Source organism: Pseudomonas sp. D5(2026) (genome assembly GCF_057766845.1).
This window is the reverse complement of record NZ_CM173421.1, coordinates 4600803-4617584: the sequence shown is the minus strand read 5'-3', so window position 1 is coordinate 4617584 and position 16782 is coordinate 4600803. Positions and strand designations below refer to the sequence as shown.

Below are 16782 nucleotides of genomic sequence, written 5' to 3'. Positions count from 1 at the left end.
TCGCCCTTGCCGGGGTAATCACCTTGTCAGTGTGTGGATTTGTTTCTTACCATGGCGGCCAATTTTTAGTGCCATTGACACAACCTAAGTACAGGCCAGGTCCAACTGGCCAAGCAAGCTGATGGGAGAGGACTGAATGAGCAATGACGGCGTCAACGCAGGCCGGCGCCGCTTCCTCGTAGCCGCGACATCCGTGGTCGGGGCAGCGGGGGCAGTGGGGGCTGCGGTACCGTTCGTGGGGTCATGGTTTCCCAGTGCCAAGGCGAAAGCCGCAGGTGCACCGGTGAAGGTCAACGTCGCCAAGGTCGAGGCAGGGCAGCAGATGGTGGCCGAGTGGCGTGGCCAGCCCGTATTCATCGTGCGGCGAACTGAGGAAATCCTTGGCAATCTGAAAAAAATCACGGCTGACCTGTCCGATCCCGAGTCCAAGGCCTCGGTACAGCCGGCGTACGTCGACCCTGAGGTTCGCTCGATCAAGCCGGAAATTCTCATTCTCGTCGGCCTGTGCACGCACCTGGGCTGTTCGCCCCTCTTTCGGCCGGAAGTGGCACCCGCTGACCTCGGGCCGAAATGGGTAGGTGGTTATTTCTGCCCGTGCCACGGCTCCCGCTATGACCTGGCTGGTCGTGTCTACAAGTCCCAGCCGGCGCCTCTCAACCTGCCCGTGCCACCGCACTCTTATGAGTCGGACGAGATCATCGTCATTGGCGTCGACCAGGAGAAAGCATGATGAGCAAGTTCATGGACTGGATTGATGCTCGCTTCCCCGCCACCAAGATGTGGGAAGACCACCTGAGCAAGTATTACGCACCCAAGAACTTCAACTTCCTGTACTTCTTTGGCTCGCTGGCATTGCTGGTGCTGGTCAACCAGATCGTGACCGGCGTGTGGCTGACCATGAGCTTCACGCCCTCGGCGGAAGAGGCGTTTGCCTCGGTCGAGTACATCATGCGTGACGTGGAATACGGCTGGATCCTGCGCTACCTGCACTCCACGGGTGCGTCAGCGTTCTTCATCGTGGTCTACCTGCACATGTTCCGCGGCCTGCTCTACGGCTCTTATCAGAAGCCGCGCGAGCTGGTCTGGCTGTTCGGTATGCTGATCTATCTGGCGCTGATGGCTGAAGCGTTCATGGGCTACCTGCTGCCATGGGGGCAAATGTCGTACTGGGGCGCCCAGGTGATCATTTCGCTGTTCGGTGCCATTCCGGTGATCGGTGGTGACCTTACTCAGTGGATCCGCGGTGACTACCTGATCTCGGGTATCACCCTGAACCGCTTCTTCGCCCTGCACGTGGTTGCCCTGCCAATCGTGATTCTTGGCCTGGTGGTGCTGCACATCCTCGCCCTGCACGAAGTGGGTTCGAACAACCCTGATGGTGTCGACATCAAGAAGAAAAAGGACGAAAACGGTATTCCGCTGGATGGCATTCCGTTCCACCCGTACTACACCGTCAAGGACATTGTCGGCGTGGTGGTTTTCCTCTTCGTGTTCTGCGCCGTGGTGTTCTTCTTCCCTGAAATGGGCGGTTACTTCCTGGAGAAACCGAACTTCGAGCAGGCCAACGCTTTCAAGACGCCAGCGCACATCGCGCCGGTGTGGTACTTCACACCGTTCTACGCAATCCTGCGCGCGGTGCCTGACAAGTTGATGGGCGTCATTGCCATGGGTGCGGCCATCGCCGTGCTGTTCGTGCTGCCCTGGCTCGACCGCAGCCCGGTACGTTCCATGCGTTACAAGGGTTGGATCAGCAAGGCCTTCCTGCTGGTGTTCTGCGTGGCCTTCGTCATCCTCGGTGTGCTGGGCGTACTGGCACCGACACCTGGGCGTACCTTGTTGTCGCAGGTGTGCACGGTGCTGTACTTCGCCTACTTCCTGCTGATGCCGTTCTACACAAGGCTCGAGAAGACCAAACCGGTTCCGGAAAGGGTGACTGGCTGATGAAAAAGTTGATTGCAGTATTGTTGCTGGCAGTGATGCCTGCCTTTTCCTTCGCTGCCGAAGAGGGCATGGAGCTGGACAAGGTCGATATCGACCTGACTGACAAAGCCGCCATGCAGGACGGTGCGCGCACCTTCGCCAACTATTGCATGGGTTGCCACAGTGCCAAGTTCCAGCGTTACGAGCGGGTGGCTGATGACCTGGGCATCCCGCATGAACTGATGCTCGAGAAGCTGGTGTTCACGGGTGCCAAGATTGGTGACCACATGCAGATCGGCATGAAGCCCAGCGATGCCAAGACCTGGTTCGGTGCCGCGCCGCCCGACCTGACCCTGGTGGCCCGCGTACGCGGTACCGACTGGCTTTACACCTACCTGCGCAGCTTCTATGAGGATCCATCGCGCCCTTACGGGGTGAACAACAAGGTGTTCCCGAACGTCGGCATGCCTAACGTGCTGGTTGGTCTGCAAGGCAATCAGGTGGTAGGTTGCAAGCAGGTGCAGACTGTGGTCGATGGCAAGAAGCAATTCGACCCGTTGACCGGGAGCCCGTTGACCCATGAAGCTTGCGATCAGCTGACCATTACGCCGAATTCCGGTACCCTGACGACCGAGCAGTTCGACGAGAAGGTCAAGAACCTTGTGACCTTCCTGGCCTATTCGGCCAACCCAGTCAAGCTGGAAAGCCAGCGCATCGGTACCTATGTGCTGCTGTACCTGGCTTTCTTCTTCGTATTCGCCTACTTGCTCAAGCGTGAATACTGGAAGGACGTGCACTGATCACGCAGTAGTTTCTGGTTGTTGAACGCGCCCGGGGTGGCCTAGCAGTATTGCCAGGCCACCCCGGGCGCGTTTTCATTTAAAGTTGCACAAGCATCCGTGCGAGGAGCCGCTACATGGGCGCAACCAACAGGTTAGCCTGCTATTCCGATCCCGCTGATCACTATTCTCATCGGGTGCGCCTGGTTCTGGCCGAGAAGGGCGTCAGCGTGCAGTTTATCGATGTCGATCCCGCCCGCCTGCCGCCGAAGCTGGCCGAGGTCAATCCTTACGGCAGCGTGCCGACCTTGGTCGACCGTGACCTGGCGTTGTATGAATCGACCGTGGTAATGGAATACCTTGAGGAACGTTACCCGCACCCGCCGCTGATGCCGGTATACCCGGTTGCGCGTGGCAACAGCCGTCTGCTGATGCACCGCATCCAGCGCGACTGGTGTGCCTTGGCTGATACCGTGCTTGACCCGCGTAGCAGTGAAGCTGCCCGAACCGAGGCGCGCAAGGCCTTGCGCGAAAGCCTGACCGGGGTCTCGCCGTTGTTCAGCGAGTTCGCCTGCTTCATGAGTGATGAGCAAAGCCTGGTCGATTGCTGTCTATTACCCATACTCTGGCGTTTGCCGGTGTTGGGTATCGAGTTGCCGCGGCAAGCCAAGCCGCTGCTGGATTACATGGAGCGCCAGTTCGCCCGCGAGCCTTTCCAGGCGAGCCTGTCCTCCGTAGAACGTGAAATGCGCAAGCTTTAAGGAGCCGTTGATGAACTCCAGTCGCCCCTATCTGGTTCGAGCACTGTACGAGTGGATCGTCGACAACGATTGCACGCCCCATATGCTGGTCAATGCCGAATTCCCGAGAGTTCAGGTGCCGGATGGTTTCGCCAGTGATGGCCAGATCGTCTTGAATATCTCGCCAAGTGCCGTGCGCAGCCTGCACATGGACAATGACGCGGTCAGCTTTGAGGGGCGCTTCAGTGGCGTGGCTCACTCGCTGTTCGTGCCGGTTGGTGCCATCCTGGGTATCTACGCCCGCGAAAATGGCCAGGGTATGGTCTTCGAGCTGGAGCCGTCTTTGATGGATGGCGACGAGCTGGAAGACGATGATGTGCAGCCGGATGACGATGGCCCGCCAGACGATGGAGGGCAGCCGCCGCGTCCGAGTGGTCGGCCAAGCCTGAAAGTGGTCAAGTAACAAAAAAGGCGATCCAGAAGGATCGCCTTTTTGCTGGCAGTGAGTTTTCTGGCGCCTGTGAGCCCGGGCGTCGCCCGCGTGGCGCATCGCGCGCAGCCGCCTTGGTAGCAGGACGCAATATCGAGTCATGCGCCAAGGCGTTCGCGTGCAGATCCCACAGGGTTAATTGGCCCGAAACAAACGTAGGAGCGAGCGCCAGCTCGCGATGCGCCGCGCGGGCGGCGCCCGCTCTCACAGGCGCTATAAATCTCAACGCAGACCAATCAGTCGATGTACTCAAACAGCTTGACGATCTTCTGCACCCCCGACACGCCCTGCACTACGGCAGTGGCCGAGTTGGCTTCTTGGCGGGTGACCAGGCCAAGCAGGTAGACGATGCCGTTTTCGGTAATCACCTTGATGCGCGAGCTGGGCACGGCACTGTCAGTCAGCATCTGGGTCTTGATCTTGGTAGTCAGCCAGGCGTCGTTGTTGCGCGCCAGAATGGAGGAAGGCTGCATCACTTGCAGCTCGTTGTGCACTCTCTTGACTCGCTGTACCTGGCTGGCGGTTTGCTCAGCGAGGCTCTTGAGGTCGGCGCGCGGGGTCTGGCCGGCCAGCAGGACGATGCCGTTGTAGCTGCTGACAACGATGTGCGAGCCCTTGTCCAGGTCTGGGCTGGCCTTGGAAATGTTCACGGCGGCCTTGGTTTCGATCAGCGAGTCGTCGATCTTGCTGCCAATGGTGCGCGTGCCGCGATCGTCCTCGATCGGCGAATTGCGGGTAGAGGTGAGTACCGAGCTGCAACCAGTGACGCTCAGGCACAGGGTCAGGGCCATCAGGCCGAGGCGCATAGGGGTCATTCTTCACTCCCGAACAGTTGGCTGTCGATCAGATCGCAAAGGCAGTGGATCGCCAGCAGGTGGACTTCCTGGATGCGCGCAGTAACTGTCGAAGGCACGCGGATTTCCACGTCCTCGGGCAGCAGCAGCGAAGCCATGCCGCCGCCGTCGCGACCAGTCAATGCTACGACAATCATTTCACGGTCATGCGCGGCCTGGATCGCCTGGATCACGTTGGCCGAATTGCCGCTGGTGGAGATCGCCAGCAGAACGTCACCGGGCTGGCCCAGGGCGCGGATCTGCTTGGAAAAGACTTCGTTGTAGCTGTAGTCGTTGGCGATCGAGGTCAGGGTCGAGCTGTCAGTGGTCAGCGCGATGGCTGGCAGGCTGGGACGCTCGCGCTCGAAGCGGTTGAGCAGCTCCGATGAAAAGTGCTGGGCATCGCCGGCCGAGCCGCCGTTGCCGCAGGCGAGCATCTTGCCCTCGTTGAGCAGCGCATTGACCATGACCAGGCTGGCCTGCTCGATGTGCGGTGCCAGGATGTCCATTGCCTGTTGCTTGGTTTCGATGCTGGCCTCGAACAGCCGGCGAATTCGGGATTGCATGTCCATCTGGTGACCTTAAATGGGGCGGTGGCCTTTGCTACGCGCAACTACGACCAGCCCGCGATACATAGAGCAAAAAAAACGAAGTGGGTTCAGCATTCGAAGGCGTTTTTCAGCCATTGAAGCGGTCTGCCTGCATGGTGGCTGCCCTGCAGGGCGACTACGTCGAAGCGGCAGGGGTGGTTGCCCCAGTGGGGCTCCTTCTGCAGGAACAGGCTGGCGGCGAGCACCAACCGTTTCTGCTTGCGCCAGTCGATACTGTCGAGGGCGCCTCCGAAGCCCGCGTGCAACCGGTAGCGGACTTCGACGAATACTACTGTATCGGCGTCGAGCATGACCAGATCAAGCTCGCCGCCTTTGCATCGCCAGTTACGCACCAGCAACTGCAGCCCTTGCCCCTGAAGGTACTCAAGGGCTTGGGTTTCTGCCGCTTGCCCGGCACGGGTAGGCGATGCTGCGACCATCAACGCACGGTGTCAGGCAGGCGCTTGACCTGGCCGCCGGTAAACTCGGCCCATGGCAACTGGCGCTCGACGCGCTGGTTGGCATTGATGCTCAGGCTGCCCGAAAGCCCCAGGATGCGGTTGTCCGGAAGCGCTTTCAGTTGGCCAAGGCGCGGCGCCAGGCTGTAGGCATCGACGCCCATGGCGTACAGGCGGCCGAGGCTGCCAGCGGCTTGCGGCCACTGCTGTACAACCTGTTGACGCAGACTGTTGCTGGTGTCGAGCAGCCACGGTGTTTCGCAGAAGCGGATGCCGTTCATGTCATTGTACTGGTTGACGTCACCGCTGGCGCTGTACAGGTTCGAGGTGGCATAGACCGGCACGTCACCGGCGTACTGGAAGTTCAGGGTCGGCTTGATCTGCTGCGCCTGTTGCGGGGTCGAGGCGAGGAAGATGAAGTCGATGTCCTGGCGGCGCGACGGTTGTGCCGCGATGCTGCCGCCCACCGTGCTTTGCAGGCTCTTGGCGCGGCCTTCGCTTTGGCGCAACTGGAACAGGTCGGCAATCTGTTGGGCCAGGGCGACCGGCTGAGCGATACGCTCGGCGGCGAGCAGGGTTCCGCCATTGCCTTCCCAGTCCTGGCGGAAGGCGGCCAGGACACGGTCACCCCATTCGCCGCTCGGTACCAGGGCTACGGCGCGGACCATGCCGTCGGCGCGGGCGCGGCGGGAGACTTCACGGGCTTCGTCTTCGGCAGCCAGGCCGAACTGGAACAGTTGCGGCGGGGCCTTCTGGCCGGCGTCGGCGTAGTTCAGGGCCAGTGTGGTGATCGGCAGTTGCGGTTTGGCGGCCAGCTGCTTGACCAGCGGCTTTTCCAGCGGGCCAATGACCAGTTGCACGCCGGCGGCCTGCGCTTGGCGATAGAACTCGTCCAGCGAGCCGATGCGCGAGCTGTCGAATACCTGCACGGCAGGTGCCGGCTGGCCGGTCTGCTGAGCTTGGAAGTGGGCGGCCATGAAGCCATCGCGCAGGGCGCGGGCAACGCCGGCCAGTGGGCCTTCCTGAGGCAGCAGCAGGGCGATCTTGGTCAGCGGCTGGCTGGCCAGTTCCTTGAGCTTGATCAGGGCCTGCGGCAGTTGCTGAGCGGCAGGGTGGTCCGGATGCTGTTTGACCCAGGTCTCGATGGCCGCTTGCTGCTGCTCCAGGGTGCCGGCGCTTTTCACGGCGAACGCCAGGCTGGTCCAGCCTGCCAGGGCCTGATCGTTGGTCGGTTGCTGCAGTTGCTCTGCAGGCAGCGAGGCGATCAGGGCCCAGATGGCGTCATTGTTGGCGCTGGCGGCCTGGCCGCTGAGCAGTGGCGCCAGCAGTATGCGCTGTTGTGCGGCAGCCAGGGCCTGGCCATCGGCTTCGAGCGCGGCGGCGTGCACGGTGTAGGTACGCGCTTGCAGCTCTGGCGGCAGCTCGGCAAGGCGCTGCAGGCTGGGGTGGGCCAGGGCGGTCAGCGCTGCTTTGGGCTGGTTGCGGCTCATGGCCAGTTCAGCCGCTAGGGTGCTGGCGAACACTTGCTGGGCCGGCTTGAGCGTGTCCAGCGGGACCTGCTCGAGAATGCGTGCGGCGCGTGGGAAGTCCTTCTGCTTGAAGGCCAGGTCGGCCGCGCTCAGGCGCAGCAGGGCGGCGTCTTCTGCAGACTTGCTGGAGGCGGCCTTTTCAAGCAGTTGCTCGATGCTGGCGTCCGGGGTGCGTGGCAGTTCGCCCAGGCTGGATGAGGGCGAGCTGGCGCAGGCTGCCAGCAGGGCGGCGAGGCAGAGGGCTGTGAGCAGCCGCAGGCAAGCGATCATGTAAAGGTCCTGTTACTCGATCAAGTTGGCCGACAATTGTACCCAAGCACTGGCCGGGGCGCGATGTTGCTGTGTCGATCCTTCACTATAGGTGGCTTGTTCCTGATCGCCGGCGAAGTTCTTTACGCCCTGTTGCAGGCGCTCGGGCTACAATGGCGCCTTTGATCCGAATGACAGGTGTGCGCAGTGACTGATGTGGCAGGGGCTTCGAAATCCACGGTGGGGACGCTTTATGTGGTGGCAACTCCCATCGGCAACCTCGACGACATGAGCGCCCGGGCGCTGAAAGTGCTGGCGGACGTGGCCCTGATCGCCGCCGAAGACACCCGTCATTCGATCCGCCTGCTGCAACACTTTGGCATCGACACGCCGTTGGCCGCTTGTCATGAGCACAACGAGCGCGACGAAGGCGGGCGTTTTCTCTCCAAACTGCTGGCGGGTGAAAATGTGGCATTGGTCTCCGATGCCGGCACACCTCTGATTTCCGACCCAGGCTACCACCTGGTGCGTCAGGCGCGTGCCGCAGGGGTGAGCGTGGTGCCGGTGCCTGGCGCCTGTGCCTTGATCGCCGCACTATCGGCGGCAGGCCTGCCGTCGGACCGCTTCATCTTCGAAGGCTTCCTGCCGGCCAAGCAGGCAGGGCGCCGGGCGCGCCTGGAGCAAGTGAGGGAAGAGCCGCGCACGTTGATCTTCTATGAAGCCCCGCATCGAATCCAGGAGTGTCTTGAAGACATGGAGGCGGTATTTGGTGGCGATCGCCCGGCGTTGCTGGCGCGCGAACTGACCAAGACCTTCGAGACCCTCAAGGGCTTGCCGCTGGCTGAGTTGCGGGCTTTCGTAGCTGGCGACAGCAACCAGCAGCGCGGTGAATGCGTGGTGCTGGTCGGCGGTTGGAGCGCGCCGGAGGGCGAGCAGGCCATCAGTGCCGAAGCTCAGCGAGTGCTCGACCTGCTATTGGCGGAGTTGCCACTGAAGCGGGCCGCGGCGCTTGCAGCGGAAATTACCGGGGTGCGCAAGAACCTGTTGTATCAACTTGCCCTGGAAAAGCAGAAAGCTGAGTAGTGGCAGTTTGACATAGATGTCGGTATCGCTTGTTCTTGCGCGCGCGTGCCGGTAACCTTGGCGGCGGAGAGTCGATCGGACAGTCGCTGCCTGTTTTTGTTCCGCAACTTTTTGTTGTGTGAGCAGCAGGGGGAGGAAAGTCCGGGCTCCATAGGGCAGAGTGCCAGGTAACGCCTGGGAGGCGTGAGCCTACGGAAAGTGCCACAGAAAATAACCGCCTAAGCACTTCGGTGCCGGTAAGGGTGAAAAGGTGCGGTAAGAGCGCACCGCACGGCTGGCAACAGTTCGTGGCTAGGTAAACCCCACTCGGAGCAAGACCAAATAGGGTTCCATCAGGCGTGGCCCGCGTCGGAACCGGGTAGGTTGCTAGAGGCGTCCAGTGATGGCCGTCGTAGAGGAATGACTGTCCTCGACAAAACCCGGCTTACAGATCGACTCTCCACCTTTCTTCCCCTGCTTGAATCGATAGCAGAACCCCTCTGGTAATACCGAAAAAATCTTACTCTTAATAAATTACTTTAACTTCGAACTCCATTTGCTTGCGTGGGTTTGATTTTTCTCGTGTTTTTTTCTCTCTGGCAGTCCTTCCACATTCTGTTGTTGCGCTAAATCTCGGTCCTGTAAGGCTTTTCCTTATGAACGTGCCTTGACGGTGCTGCGGGCGGATTCCTATAGTGTGCGCAAGTGGCAGAAAGTGGGATGAAGTGGGTTTTCTGGCACAAAAAAGCTAACATTGTGGGGAATCACAGCCGTGTTCCGCGGAGCCAACGCCGTCAGCCTCGATGCCAAGGGCCGTCTCGCCATGCCGAGCCGGTACCGTGACGAGCTCGACTCACGTTGCAATGGCCAACTGATCGTGACCATTGACGCCGTAGACCCCTGCTTGTGTGTTTATCCCCTCGATGAGTGGGAACAGATAGAAGCCAAGTTGCGTGCCTTGCCATCGTTGCGTGAGGAAAACCGCCGCCTGCAGCGTTTGCTGATCGGTAATGCGGTTGACCTGGAGCTCGATGGCAGCGGGCGTTTCCTGGTGCCGCCCCGCCTGCGTGAGTACGCCAAGCTCGACAAGAAGGCGATGCTGGTGGGGCAACTGAACAAATTCCAGCTGTGGGATGAAGATGCCTGGAACGTGGTTTCGGCAGCCGACCTTGCAGCTATTCAACAACCGGGCGCCATGCCCGACGAATTGCGTGACCTGATCCTGTGACCATAGATAGCGGCTTCAACCACATTACCGTCCTGCTCGACGAAGCTGTCGAGGCATTGGCCCTGCGCCCCGACGGTTGCTATCTGGACGGCACTTTCGGCCGTGGCGGACACAGTCGTCTGATCCTCAGCAAGCTCGGGCCGCAAGGGCGGCTCTTGGGCTTCGACAAAGATCCACAGGCGATTGCCACGGGGCAAGCGCTGGCGGCCGAAGACGGCCGCTTTGTCATTGTGCAGCGCAGTTTTGCCGAACTGGGCACGGAAGTGGCAGCGCGCGGCCTGCACGGCAAGGTCAGTGGTGTATTGCTGGACCTGGGCGTGTCCTCCCCGCAGCTGGATGACCCAGAGCGTGGCTTCAGCTTCCTCAATGATGGCCCGCTGGACATGCGCATGAACCCGGACCAAGGCATCAGTGCCGCCGAGTTCATCGCCACTGCGCCTGTGGAAGAAATCGCCCGGGTCTTCAAGGAGTACGGTGAGGAACGCTTTGCCGGGCGCATGGCGCGTGCAGTGGTCGAGCGCCGCGAAAAACAGCCCTTCACCCGTACCGCCGACCTGGCGGAGGTGCTCAAAGTGGCCAACCCGGCCTGGGAAAAGGGCAAGAATCCGGCTACCCGTGCCTTCCAGGGCCTTCGTATTCACGTCAACAACGAGCTGGGTGATCTGGAGGCTGGCCTTGAGGCTGCGCTGGATGCGCTCGAAGTCGGTGGTCGCTTGGCGGTCATCAGTTTCCACTCGCTGGAAGATCGTATCGTCAAGCTGTTCATGCGCAAGCTGGTGAAGGGGGAGGCCGACAACCTGCCGCGGAACCTGCCGGTTCAGCACAAGGTCTTCGAGCCGAAAATCAAGCTCATCGGCAAGGCCCAGTTCGCTTCCGAGGCCGAGCTCAAGGCCAACCCACGCTCGCGTAGCGCCGTAATGCGCGTGGCGGAGAAGCTGCGGTGAGCAGGCTATTTGCCAAACCCTTGCCAGGCGGAAGCTTCCTGATGCTTCTGCTGTTCATCAGCGTACTGGTTTCGGCCATTGCCGTGTCCTACAGTGCGCACTGGAACCGTCAGCTGCTCAACACCCTGTACGGTGAATTGAACGAGCGCGACAAGGCTCAGGCCGAATGGGGCCGGTTGATTCTTGAGCAGAGTACCTGGACCGCTGCCAGTCGCATCGAGAGCCTGGCCTCCGAGCAATTGAACATGCGCGTGCCGTCAGCTGACGAAGTCCGGATGGTGGCGCCATGATGAAGCTCGAAGGCGCACTCTACCCGTGGCGCTTCCGTGTAGTGATCGGCTTGCTGGCGATCATGGTCGGTGCCATTTGCTGGCGCATCATCGACCTGCAGGTAGTTGACCGTGACTTCCTCAAGGGCCAGGGCGATGCGCGCAGCCTGCGTCACATCCCCATCCCGGCGCACCGCGGTTTGATTACTGACCGCAACGGTGAGCCATTGGCCGTGAGCACCCCGGTCACCACCTTGTGGGCCAACCCCAAAGAGATGCAGGCCTCCAAGGAGCGTTGGCCGCAATTGGCCGCAGCGCTGGGGCAAAACCCGCAGCAGTTGACCGAGCGCCTGACCCAGCAGGCCAACAAAGAGTTCATCTACCTGGTCCGGGGTCTGACCCCCGAGCAAGGCCAGCACGTGCTCGACCTCAAAGTGCCGGGTGTGTATGGCCTGGAAGAATTCCGCCGCTTCTATCCGGCCGGTGATGTGACTGCGCATATGGTCGGCTTTACCGACCTCGATGACCACGGTCGCGAAGGGGTGGAGCTGGCCTATGACGAGTGGCTGGCCGGTGTGCCCGGCAAGCGCCAGGTAATCAAGGACCGGCGCGGCCGGCTGATCAAGGACATTCAGGTAACCAAGAACGCCAAGGCCGGGAAGACCTTGGCGTTGTCCATAGACCTGCGCCTGCAGTACCTGGCTACCCGCGAGCTGCGCAACGCCATTGCCGAGCAGGACGCCAAGGCCGGCAGCCTGGTGATCATGGACGTCAAGACCGGTGAGGTCCTGGCCATGGTCAACCAGCCGACCTACAACCCCAACAACCGCCGTAGCATGTTCCCGTCGGCCATGCGTAACCGGGCGATCATCGACGTGTTCGAGCCGGGCTCCACGGTCAAGCCGATCTCCATGAGTGCAGCGCTGCAGAGCGGCCGCTGGAAGCCGAGCGACAAGGTCGAGGTTTACCCTGGCAGCCTTCAGATCGGTCGTTACACCATCAGGGATGTGTCGCGCAGCGAGGGTCCGATTCTTGATTTGACCGGCATCCTGATCAACTCCAGTAACGTTGGCATGAGCAAGATCGCCTTCGACATCGGCGGCGAGGCCATCTACCGGGTCATGTCCCAGGTCGGCCTGGGCCAGTACACCGGCCTTGGCTTCCCGGGCGAGCGTGTCGGCAACCTGCCCAACCACCGTGAGTGGCGCAAGGCCGAGACCGCGACCCTGTCCTATGGCTACGGCGTATCGGTCACCGCCCTGCAGCTGGTGCATGCCTACGCGGCGCTGGCCAACGACGGCAAGATGGTGCCGCTGTCGATCATCAAGCTAGACAAGACACCAGAAGCGGTGCAGGCCATCCCGAAAGAAGTCGCCGAAACCGTTCAGGGCATGCTGCAGCAGGTGATCGAAGCCCCGCGCGGCGTCTTCCGTGCCCAGGTGCCGTTCTATCACGTGGCCGGCAAGTCCGGCACCGCGCGTAAGGCCACCGTGGGTGCCAAGGGGTACACCGAAAACGCCTACCGCTCGCTGTTCGCCGGCTTCGGGCCAATGAGTGACCCGCGCTACGCCATCGTCGTGGTCATCGACGAGCCGAGAAAGGGGGGGTACTTCGGTGGCCTGGTTTCGGCACCTGTATTCAGCAAGGTCATGTCCGGCACCCTGCGCCTGATGAACGTGCCGCCAGACAACCTGCCGCCACCTGCACCCGCGGTGCAATCGCAAGTCAATGCAGCAGCCGCCAAGGGAGGGCGTGGATGATGACAATGCCATTAAGCAAACTTTTCGCCCACGCCAGCCGTGATCCGTTGATTCGTGAGCTGACCCTGGACAGCCGCAGTGTGCGCCCGGGTGACTTGTTCCTGGCCGTACCGGGCGCCAAGGTCGATGGTCGCGAGCATATTGCCGACGCCCTGGCCCGTGGCGCTGCCGCCGTGGCCTATGAAGAGCAGGGTGCCAACGTGCTGCCGCTGACCGATGTGCCGCTGATTCCGGTCAAAGGGCTGATCGCTCAGTTGTCAGATATCGCCGGGCGCTTCTATGGTGAACCGAGCCGCCAGTTGAATCTGGTCGGCGTGACCGGCACCAACGGCAAGACAAGCGTTACCCAGCTGGTAGCCCAGGCGCTCGACCTGCTTGGCCAGCGCTGCGGCCTGATTGGCACCCTGGGTACTGGCTTCTTCGGCGAGTTGCAGAGCGGTCGCCTGACCACGCCCGACCCGATTGCCGTGCAATCAACCCTCAACGACCTCAAGAAAGGCGGCGCCAAGGCCGTGGCCATGGAAGTGTCTTCCCATGCCCTGGAGCAAGGCCGTGTTGCCGCACTGGAATTCGACATCGCGGTAATGACCAACCTGTCCCGCGACCACCTCGACTATCACGGCAGCATGGAAGCCTATGAGGCCGCCAAGGCCAAGCTGTTCGCCTGGCCGAGCCTGCGTTGCCAGGTGGTCAACCTGGATGACGCCTTTGGTCGTCGTCTGGCCGCCGACTTTGCGCGCCGCCCGAGTGTCGACCATATCGAAACCCGACTGCTGAGCTACAGCCTGGAACGCCCTGAGGCCTCGCTGTTCTGTCGCGAAGCCGTGTTCAGTGACGATGGCGTGCGCGCCACAATCGTCACTGCCCAAGGTGAGCGTATCTTGCGCAGTCAACTACTGGGCCGCTTCAACCTGAGCAACATGCTTGCCGCTGTGGCGACCCTGCTGGCGCTGGACTATGCGCTGGACGAGATCCTCAAGGTCACGCCGCAACTGCAGGGCCCGGTAGGTCGTATGCAGCGCCTGGGTGGCGGCGACAAACCGCTGGTGGTGGTCGACTACGCGCACACACCGGATGCACTTGAAAAAGTACTCGAGGCGCTGCGCCCGCACGCTCGTGGCAAGCTGTTGTGCCTGTTCGGCTGCGGCGGTGACCGTGATCGCGGCAAGCGCCCGCTGATGGCCGAAGTGGCCGAGCGCCTGGCTGACCGCGTACTGGTCACCGACGACAACCCGCGTACTGAAGACCCGTTGCGCATCTTCGATGATATCCGCCCCGGTTTCGCCAGGCCTGACGACGTCGAGTTCGTCGCCGGCCGTGGCGAAGCCATTGCGCACCTGATCGCCACTGCCGCTGCCAACGATGTGATCGTGCTGGCTGGTAAGGGGCACGAGGATTATCAGGAGATCAATGGCGAGCGCCATGATTTCTCCGATTTGACCGAAGCCGAAAAGGCACTTGCAGCCTGGGAGGCTCCACATGCTTAAGCCGCTGTCACTCAGCCAGCTGACCACTGCCCTGAATGGTCAACACATCGGTGCCGACGCCACGTTTACCGGTGTCAGCATCGATAGCCGCAGTGTCAGCGCCGGGCAACTGTTCGTCGCCCTGGCCGGCCCGCGTTTCGATGGCCATGACTACTTGGCAGACGTGAAAGCCAAAGGCGCAGTAGCTGCCCTGGTCGAGCGTGAAGTGGCCGGTGTCGACCTGCCGCAGTTGCTGGTCAAGGATTGCCGGGCAGCACTGGGTCAGCTCGGCGCCCTGAACCGCGCCGCTTTCGACAAGCCTGTAGTGGCCATTACCGGTTCCAGCGGCAAGACCACGGTCAAGGAAATGCTCGCCAGTATCCTGCGCACCCGTGGCCTGGTTCACGCCACCCGCGGCAACTTGAACAATGACCTCGGGGCGCCGCTGACACTGCTGGAGATCGCCCCGGAGCACAGCGCGGCAGTGATCGAGCTGGGCGCCTCGCGCATTGGCGAAATCCGCTACACCGTAGGCCTGACACAACCGCAGGTGGTCATCATCAATAACGCCGGTACTGCCCACGTTGGCGAGTTCGGCGGCCCGGACAAGATCGTCGAAGCCAAGGGCGAAATTCTCGAAGGCCTGGGCGAGGGCGGTATTGCCATCCTCAACCTGGACGACAAAGCTTTTGACATCTGGAAGGCGCGTGCCGGTACGCACAAAGTCGTCAGTTTCGCACGCAGCAACCCGAAGGCCGATTTCCACGCTTCAGACATTGGTCGCGATGCCCGCGGCTGCCCGTCGTTCACCCTGCATGGCGCCACGGAAACGGTAGCCGTACAACTCAATGTGCTGGGTGAACACAACGTCAGCAACGCCCTGGCCGCCGCCGCCGCTGCACATGCCGTTGGTCTGAGCCTGAGCGGCATTGCCGCAGGCCTGGCGGCCGTGCAACCGGTCAAGGGGCGCACCGTGGCGCAGATCGCGCCGAACGGGGTACGGGTTATCGACGACAGTTACAACGCAAATCCCACCTCTATGTGCGCAGCCATTGATATACTCGCCGGCTTTTCCGGGCGCACCGTTCTGGTGCTTGGGGATATCGGCGAATTGGGGCAATGGGCGGAAGAAGGCCACCGTCAGGTGGGTGACTACGCGCGTGGCAAGGTCGACGCCCTGTACGCAGTGGGTTCCAACATGACACATGCGGTCAAGGCGTTCGGCGCCAATGGCCGCCATTTCGCTACTCAAGCTGAGCTGATCGATGCGGTTAGCGCCGAGAATGCCAGTGACACCACTATCTTGATCAAGGGCTCGCGCAGCGCTGCGATGGAAAACGTCGTGGCGGCATTGTGCGGTGCCAGCGGGGAGAAACATTAATGCTGCTGCTGTTGGCCGAGTATCTGCAACAGTTCCACAAAGGCTTCGCGGTCTTTCAGTACCTGTCCCTGCGCGGGATTCTTGGTGTACTGACCGCGTTGTCCCTGGCGCTGTGGCTGGGCCCCTGGATGATCCGTACCCTGCAAATTCGCCAGATCGGCCAGGCCGTGCGTAACGACGGCCCGCAATCGCACCTGTCCAAGTCCGGTACCCCGACCATGGGCGGTGCGCTGATTCTGTCGGCCATTGCCATCAGCACCTTGCTGTGGGCCGACCTGAGCAACCGCTATGTATGGGTTGTGCTGATCGTCACCCTGGCGTTCGGTGCCATTGGCTGGGTCGATGACTACCGCAAGGTGATCGAAAAGAACTCCCGTGGCCTTCCGAGCCGCTGGAAGTACTTCTGGCAGTCGGTGTTCGGCCTGGCGGCGGCGGTGTTCCTGTACAAGACCGCGCCAACCAGCGTCGAGACCACGCTGATCCTGCCGTTCATCAAGGATGTCACCATTCCGCTGGGCGTTGGCTTCGTCGTACTGACCTACTTCGTCATTGTCGGTTCGAGCAACGCGGTCAACCTCACCGATGGCCTCGACGGCCTGGCAATCATGCCGACGGTAATGGTCGGCGGCGCGCTGGGCATCTTCTGCTACCTGTCGGGTAACGTGAAGTTTGCCGAGTACCTGCTGATCCCCTACGTGCCGGGGTCGGGCGAGCTGATCGTGTTCTGCGGCGCGCTGATCGGTGCCGGCCTGGGCTTCCTGTGGTTCAACACTTACCCGGCGCAAGTGTTCATGGGTGACGTCGGCGCGCTGGCGCTGGGCGCCGCGCTGGGCACCATTGCCGTCATCGTGCGCCAGGAAATCGTGCTGTTCATCATGGGCGGCATCTTCGTGGTGGAAACCCTGTCGGTGGTGATACAGGTCGCCTCCTTCAAGCTGACCGGCAAGCGCGTGTTCCGCATGGCGCCGATCCACCACCACTTTGAACTCAAGGGCTGGCCAGAGCCTCGGGTGATCGTCCGATTCTGGATCATCACTGTAATCCTGGTGTTGATTGGCCTTGCAACCCTGAAATTGAGGTAGAT

The 16782-nt window shown here is 61.5% G+C and carries 17 protein-coding genes and 1 other RNA gene; 14 read left to right on the top strand and 4 right to left on the bottom strand.

Features of this window, described 5'->3' with window-relative positions:
- Nucleotides 1–136: 136 nt before the first annotated feature.
- The 5 genes from petA (at nt 137) to AC3B5Q_RS21330 (ending at nt 3902) form a co-directional block, all read left to right on the top strand.
- Nucleotides 137–730, top strand: a complete 594-nt coding sequence (petA, locus tag AC3B5Q_RS21350) for a ubiquinol-cytochrome c reductase iron-sulfur subunit (RefSeq protein ID WP_028697484.1) — start codon at nt 137–139, stop codon at nt 728–730.
- Nucleotides 730–1941: a cytochrome b gene (locus tag AC3B5Q_RS21345; protein ID WP_028697485.1), complete on the top strand. Its 1212-nt coding sequence runs from the start codon at nt 730–732 to the stop codon at nt 1939–1941. Before petA ends, AC3B5Q_RS21345 begins: the two co-directional genes overlap by 1 nt.
- Nucleotides 1941–2720 carry a cytochrome c1 gene (locus AC3B5Q_RS21340; protein ID WP_021784141.1) on the top strand — a complete coding sequence of 260 codons (780 nt, stop codon included), beginning with the start codon at nt 1941–1943 and terminating at the stop codon, nt 2718–2720. The genes AC3B5Q_RS21345 and AC3B5Q_RS21340 overlap by 1 nt, the downstream gene beginning before the upstream one ends.
- 116 nt (nt 2721–2836) lie before the next feature.
- The gene (locus AC3B5Q_RS21335) at nt 2837–3460 is read left to right on the top strand and encodes a glutathione S-transferase N-terminal domain-containing protein (protein WP_021784142.1); all 624 of its coding nucleotides are present in this window, start codon (nt 2837–2839) and stop codon (nt 3458–3460) included.
- Nucleotides 3461–3470: 10 nt separating this feature from the next.
- A complete protein-coding gene (locus AC3B5Q_RS21330) occupies nt 3471–3902 on the top strand; it encodes a ClpXP protease specificity-enhancing factor (protein ID WP_021784143.1) in 432 nt (143 codons plus the stop codon).
- 263 nt (nt 3903–4165) lie between these two features.
- Here the strand turns inward: AC3B5Q_RS21330 and AC3B5Q_RS21325 are convergent, their stop codons facing one another.
- The 4 genes from AC3B5Q_RS21325 to AC3B5Q_RS21310 form a co-directional block, all read right to left on the bottom strand.
- Nucleotides 4166–4744: a BON domain-containing protein gene (locus AC3B5Q_RS21325; RefSeq protein WP_021784144.1), complete on the bottom strand. Its 579-nt coding sequence runs from the start codon at nt 4742–4744 to the stop codon at nt 4166–4168.
- Entirely contained in the window at nt 4741–5334 is a 594-nt protein-coding gene (locus AC3B5Q_RS21320; protein ID WP_012053657.1) for a phosphoheptose isomerase, read from the bottom strand. The genes AC3B5Q_RS21325 and AC3B5Q_RS21320 overlap by 4 nt, the downstream gene beginning before the upstream one ends.
- 86 nt (nt 5335–5420) lie before the next feature.
- On the bottom strand, nt 5421–5792 hold the full coding sequence (locus AC3B5Q_RS21315; protein WP_103443780.1) for a YraN family protein: 372 nt from the start codon (nt 5790–5792) through the stop codon (nt 5421–5423).
- On the bottom strand, nt 5792–7609 hold the full coding sequence (locus AC3B5Q_RS21310) for a penicillin-binding protein activator (protein WP_021784146.1): 1818 nt from the start codon (nt 7607–7609) through the stop codon (nt 5792–5794). The genes AC3B5Q_RS21315 and AC3B5Q_RS21310 overlap by 1 nt, the downstream gene beginning before the upstream one ends.
- A 186-nt stretch (nt 7610–7795) precedes the next feature.
- Between AC3B5Q_RS21310 and rsmI the strand changes: the two genes are divergently transcribed.
- The 9 genes from rsmI (at nt 7796) to mraY (ending at nt 16780) form a co-directional block, all read left to right on the top strand.
- A complete protein-coding gene (gene rsmI, locus AC3B5Q_RS21305; protein WP_330508508.1) occupies nt 7796–8671 on the top strand; it encodes a 16S rRNA (cytidine(1402)-2'-O)-methyltransferase in 876 nt (291 codons plus the stop codon).
- A gap of 67 nt (nt 8672–8738) precedes the next feature.
- Nucleotides 8739–9114: RNase P RNA component class A (gene rnpB / locus AC3B5Q_RS21300), an RNA gene on the top strand.
- A gap of 308 nt (nt 9115–9422) precedes the next feature.
- Entirely contained in the window at nt 9423–9878 is a 456-nt protein-coding gene (gene mraZ / locus AC3B5Q_RS21295; RefSeq protein ID WP_021784148.1) for a division/cell wall cluster transcriptional repressor MraZ, read from the top strand.
- On the top strand, nt 9875–10822 hold the full coding sequence (rsmH, locus tag AC3B5Q_RS21290; RefSeq protein ID WP_021784149.1) for a 16S rRNA (cytosine(1402)-N(4))-methyltransferase RsmH: 948 nt from the start codon (nt 9875–9877) through the stop codon (nt 10820–10822). Before mraZ ends, rsmH begins: the two co-directional genes overlap by 4 nt.
- A complete protein-coding gene (gene ftsL, locus AC3B5Q_RS21285; protein WP_021784150.1) occupies nt 10819–11112 on the top strand; it encodes a cell division protein FtsL in 294 nt (97 codons plus the stop codon). Before rsmH ends, ftsL begins: the two co-directional genes overlap by 4 nt.
- Nucleotides 11112–12851 (top strand): peptidoglycan D,D-transpeptidase FtsI family protein, encoded by a 1740-nt coding sequence (locus AC3B5Q_RS21280; protein ID WP_162149598.1) that lies wholly within the window; start codon nt 11112–11114, stop codon nt 12849–12851. The genes ftsL and AC3B5Q_RS21280 overlap by 1 nt, the downstream gene beginning before the upstream one ends.
- Nucleotides 12848–14338 carry a UDP-N-acetylmuramoyl-L-alanyl-D-glutamate--2,6-diaminopimelate ligase gene (locus AC3B5Q_RS21275; RefSeq protein ID WP_373939364.1) on the top strand — a complete coding sequence of 497 codons (1491 nt, stop codon included), beginning with the start codon at nt 12848–12850 and terminating at the stop codon, nt 14336–14338. Before AC3B5Q_RS21280 ends, AC3B5Q_RS21275 begins: the two co-directional genes overlap by 4 nt.
- Nucleotides 14331–15698 (top strand): UDP-N-acetylmuramoyl-tripeptide--D-alanyl-D-alanine ligase, encoded by a 1368-nt coding sequence (locus AC3B5Q_RS21270; protein ID WP_021784153.1) that lies wholly within the window; start codon nt 14331–14333, stop codon nt 15696–15698. Before AC3B5Q_RS21275 ends, AC3B5Q_RS21270 begins: the two co-directional genes overlap by 8 nt.
- Nucleotides 15698–16780 (top strand): phospho-N-acetylmuramoyl-pentapeptide-transferase, encoded by a 1083-nt coding sequence (gene mraY / locus AC3B5Q_RS21265; RefSeq protein WP_016498046.1) that lies wholly within the window; start codon nt 15698–15700, stop codon nt 16778–16780. Before AC3B5Q_RS21270 ends, mraY begins: the two co-directional genes overlap by 1 nt.
- The last annotated feature ends 2 nt before the right edge of the window (nt 16781–16782 follow it).

What these genes read in the sequence shown, in the direction of transcription:
- AC3B5Q_RS21320 (WP_012053657.1), bottom strand. Translation starts at nt 5,334, where the DNA reads ATGGACATGCAATCCCGAATTCGCCGGCTGTTCGAGGCCAGCATCGAA.
- AC3B5Q_RS21275 (WP_373939364.1), top strand. Translation starts at nt 12,848, where the DNA reads ATGATGACAATGCCATTAAGCAAACTTTTCGCCCACGCCAGCCGTGAT.
- AC3B5Q_RS21280 (WP_162149598.1), top strand. Translation starts at nt 11,112, where the DNA reads ATGAAGCTCGAAGGCGCACTCTACCCGTGGCGCTTCCGTGTAGTGATC.
- AC3B5Q_RS21310 (WP_021784146.1), bottom strand. Translation starts at nt 7,609, where the DNA reads ATGATCGCTTGCCTGCGGCTGCTCACAGCCCTCTGCCTCGCCGCCCTG.
- AC3B5Q_RS21340 (WP_021784141.1), top strand. Translation starts at nt 1,941, where the DNA reads ATGAAAAAGTTGATTGCAGTATTGTTGCTGGCAGTGATGCCTGCCTTT.
- petA (WP_028697484.1), top strand. Translation starts at nt 137, where the DNA reads ATGAGCAATGACGGCGTCAACGCAGGCCGGCGCCGCTTCCTCGTAGCC.
- AC3B5Q_RS21325 (WP_021784144.1), bottom strand. Translation starts at nt 4,744, where the DNA reads ATGACCCCTATGCGCCTCGGCCTGATGGCCCTGACCCTGTGCCTGAGC.
- mraY (WP_016498046.1), top strand. Translation starts at nt 15,698, where the DNA reads ATGCTGCTGCTGTTGGCCGAGTATCTGCAACAGTTCCACAAAGGCTTC.
- AC3B5Q_RS21315 (WP_103443780.1), bottom strand. Translation starts at nt 5,792, where the DNA reads ATGGTCGCAGCATCGCCTACCCGTGCCGGGCAAGCGGCAGAAACCCAA.
- AC3B5Q_RS21270 (WP_021784153.1), top strand. Translation starts at nt 14,331, where the DNA reads ATGCTTAAGCCGCTGTCACTCAGCCAGCTGACCACTGCCCTGAATGGT.
- AC3B5Q_RS21345 (WP_028697485.1), top strand. Translation starts at nt 730, where the DNA reads ATGAGCAAGTTCATGGACTGGATTGATGCTCGCTTCCCCGCCACCAAG.
- AC3B5Q_RS21330 (WP_021784143.1), top strand. Translation starts at nt 3,471, where the DNA reads ATGAACTCCAGTCGCCCCTATCTGGTTCGAGCACTGTACGAGTGGATC.
- AC3B5Q_RS21335 (WP_021784142.1), top strand. Translation starts at nt 2,837, where the DNA reads ATGGGCGCAACCAACAGGTTAGCCTGCTATTCCGATCCCGCTGATCAC.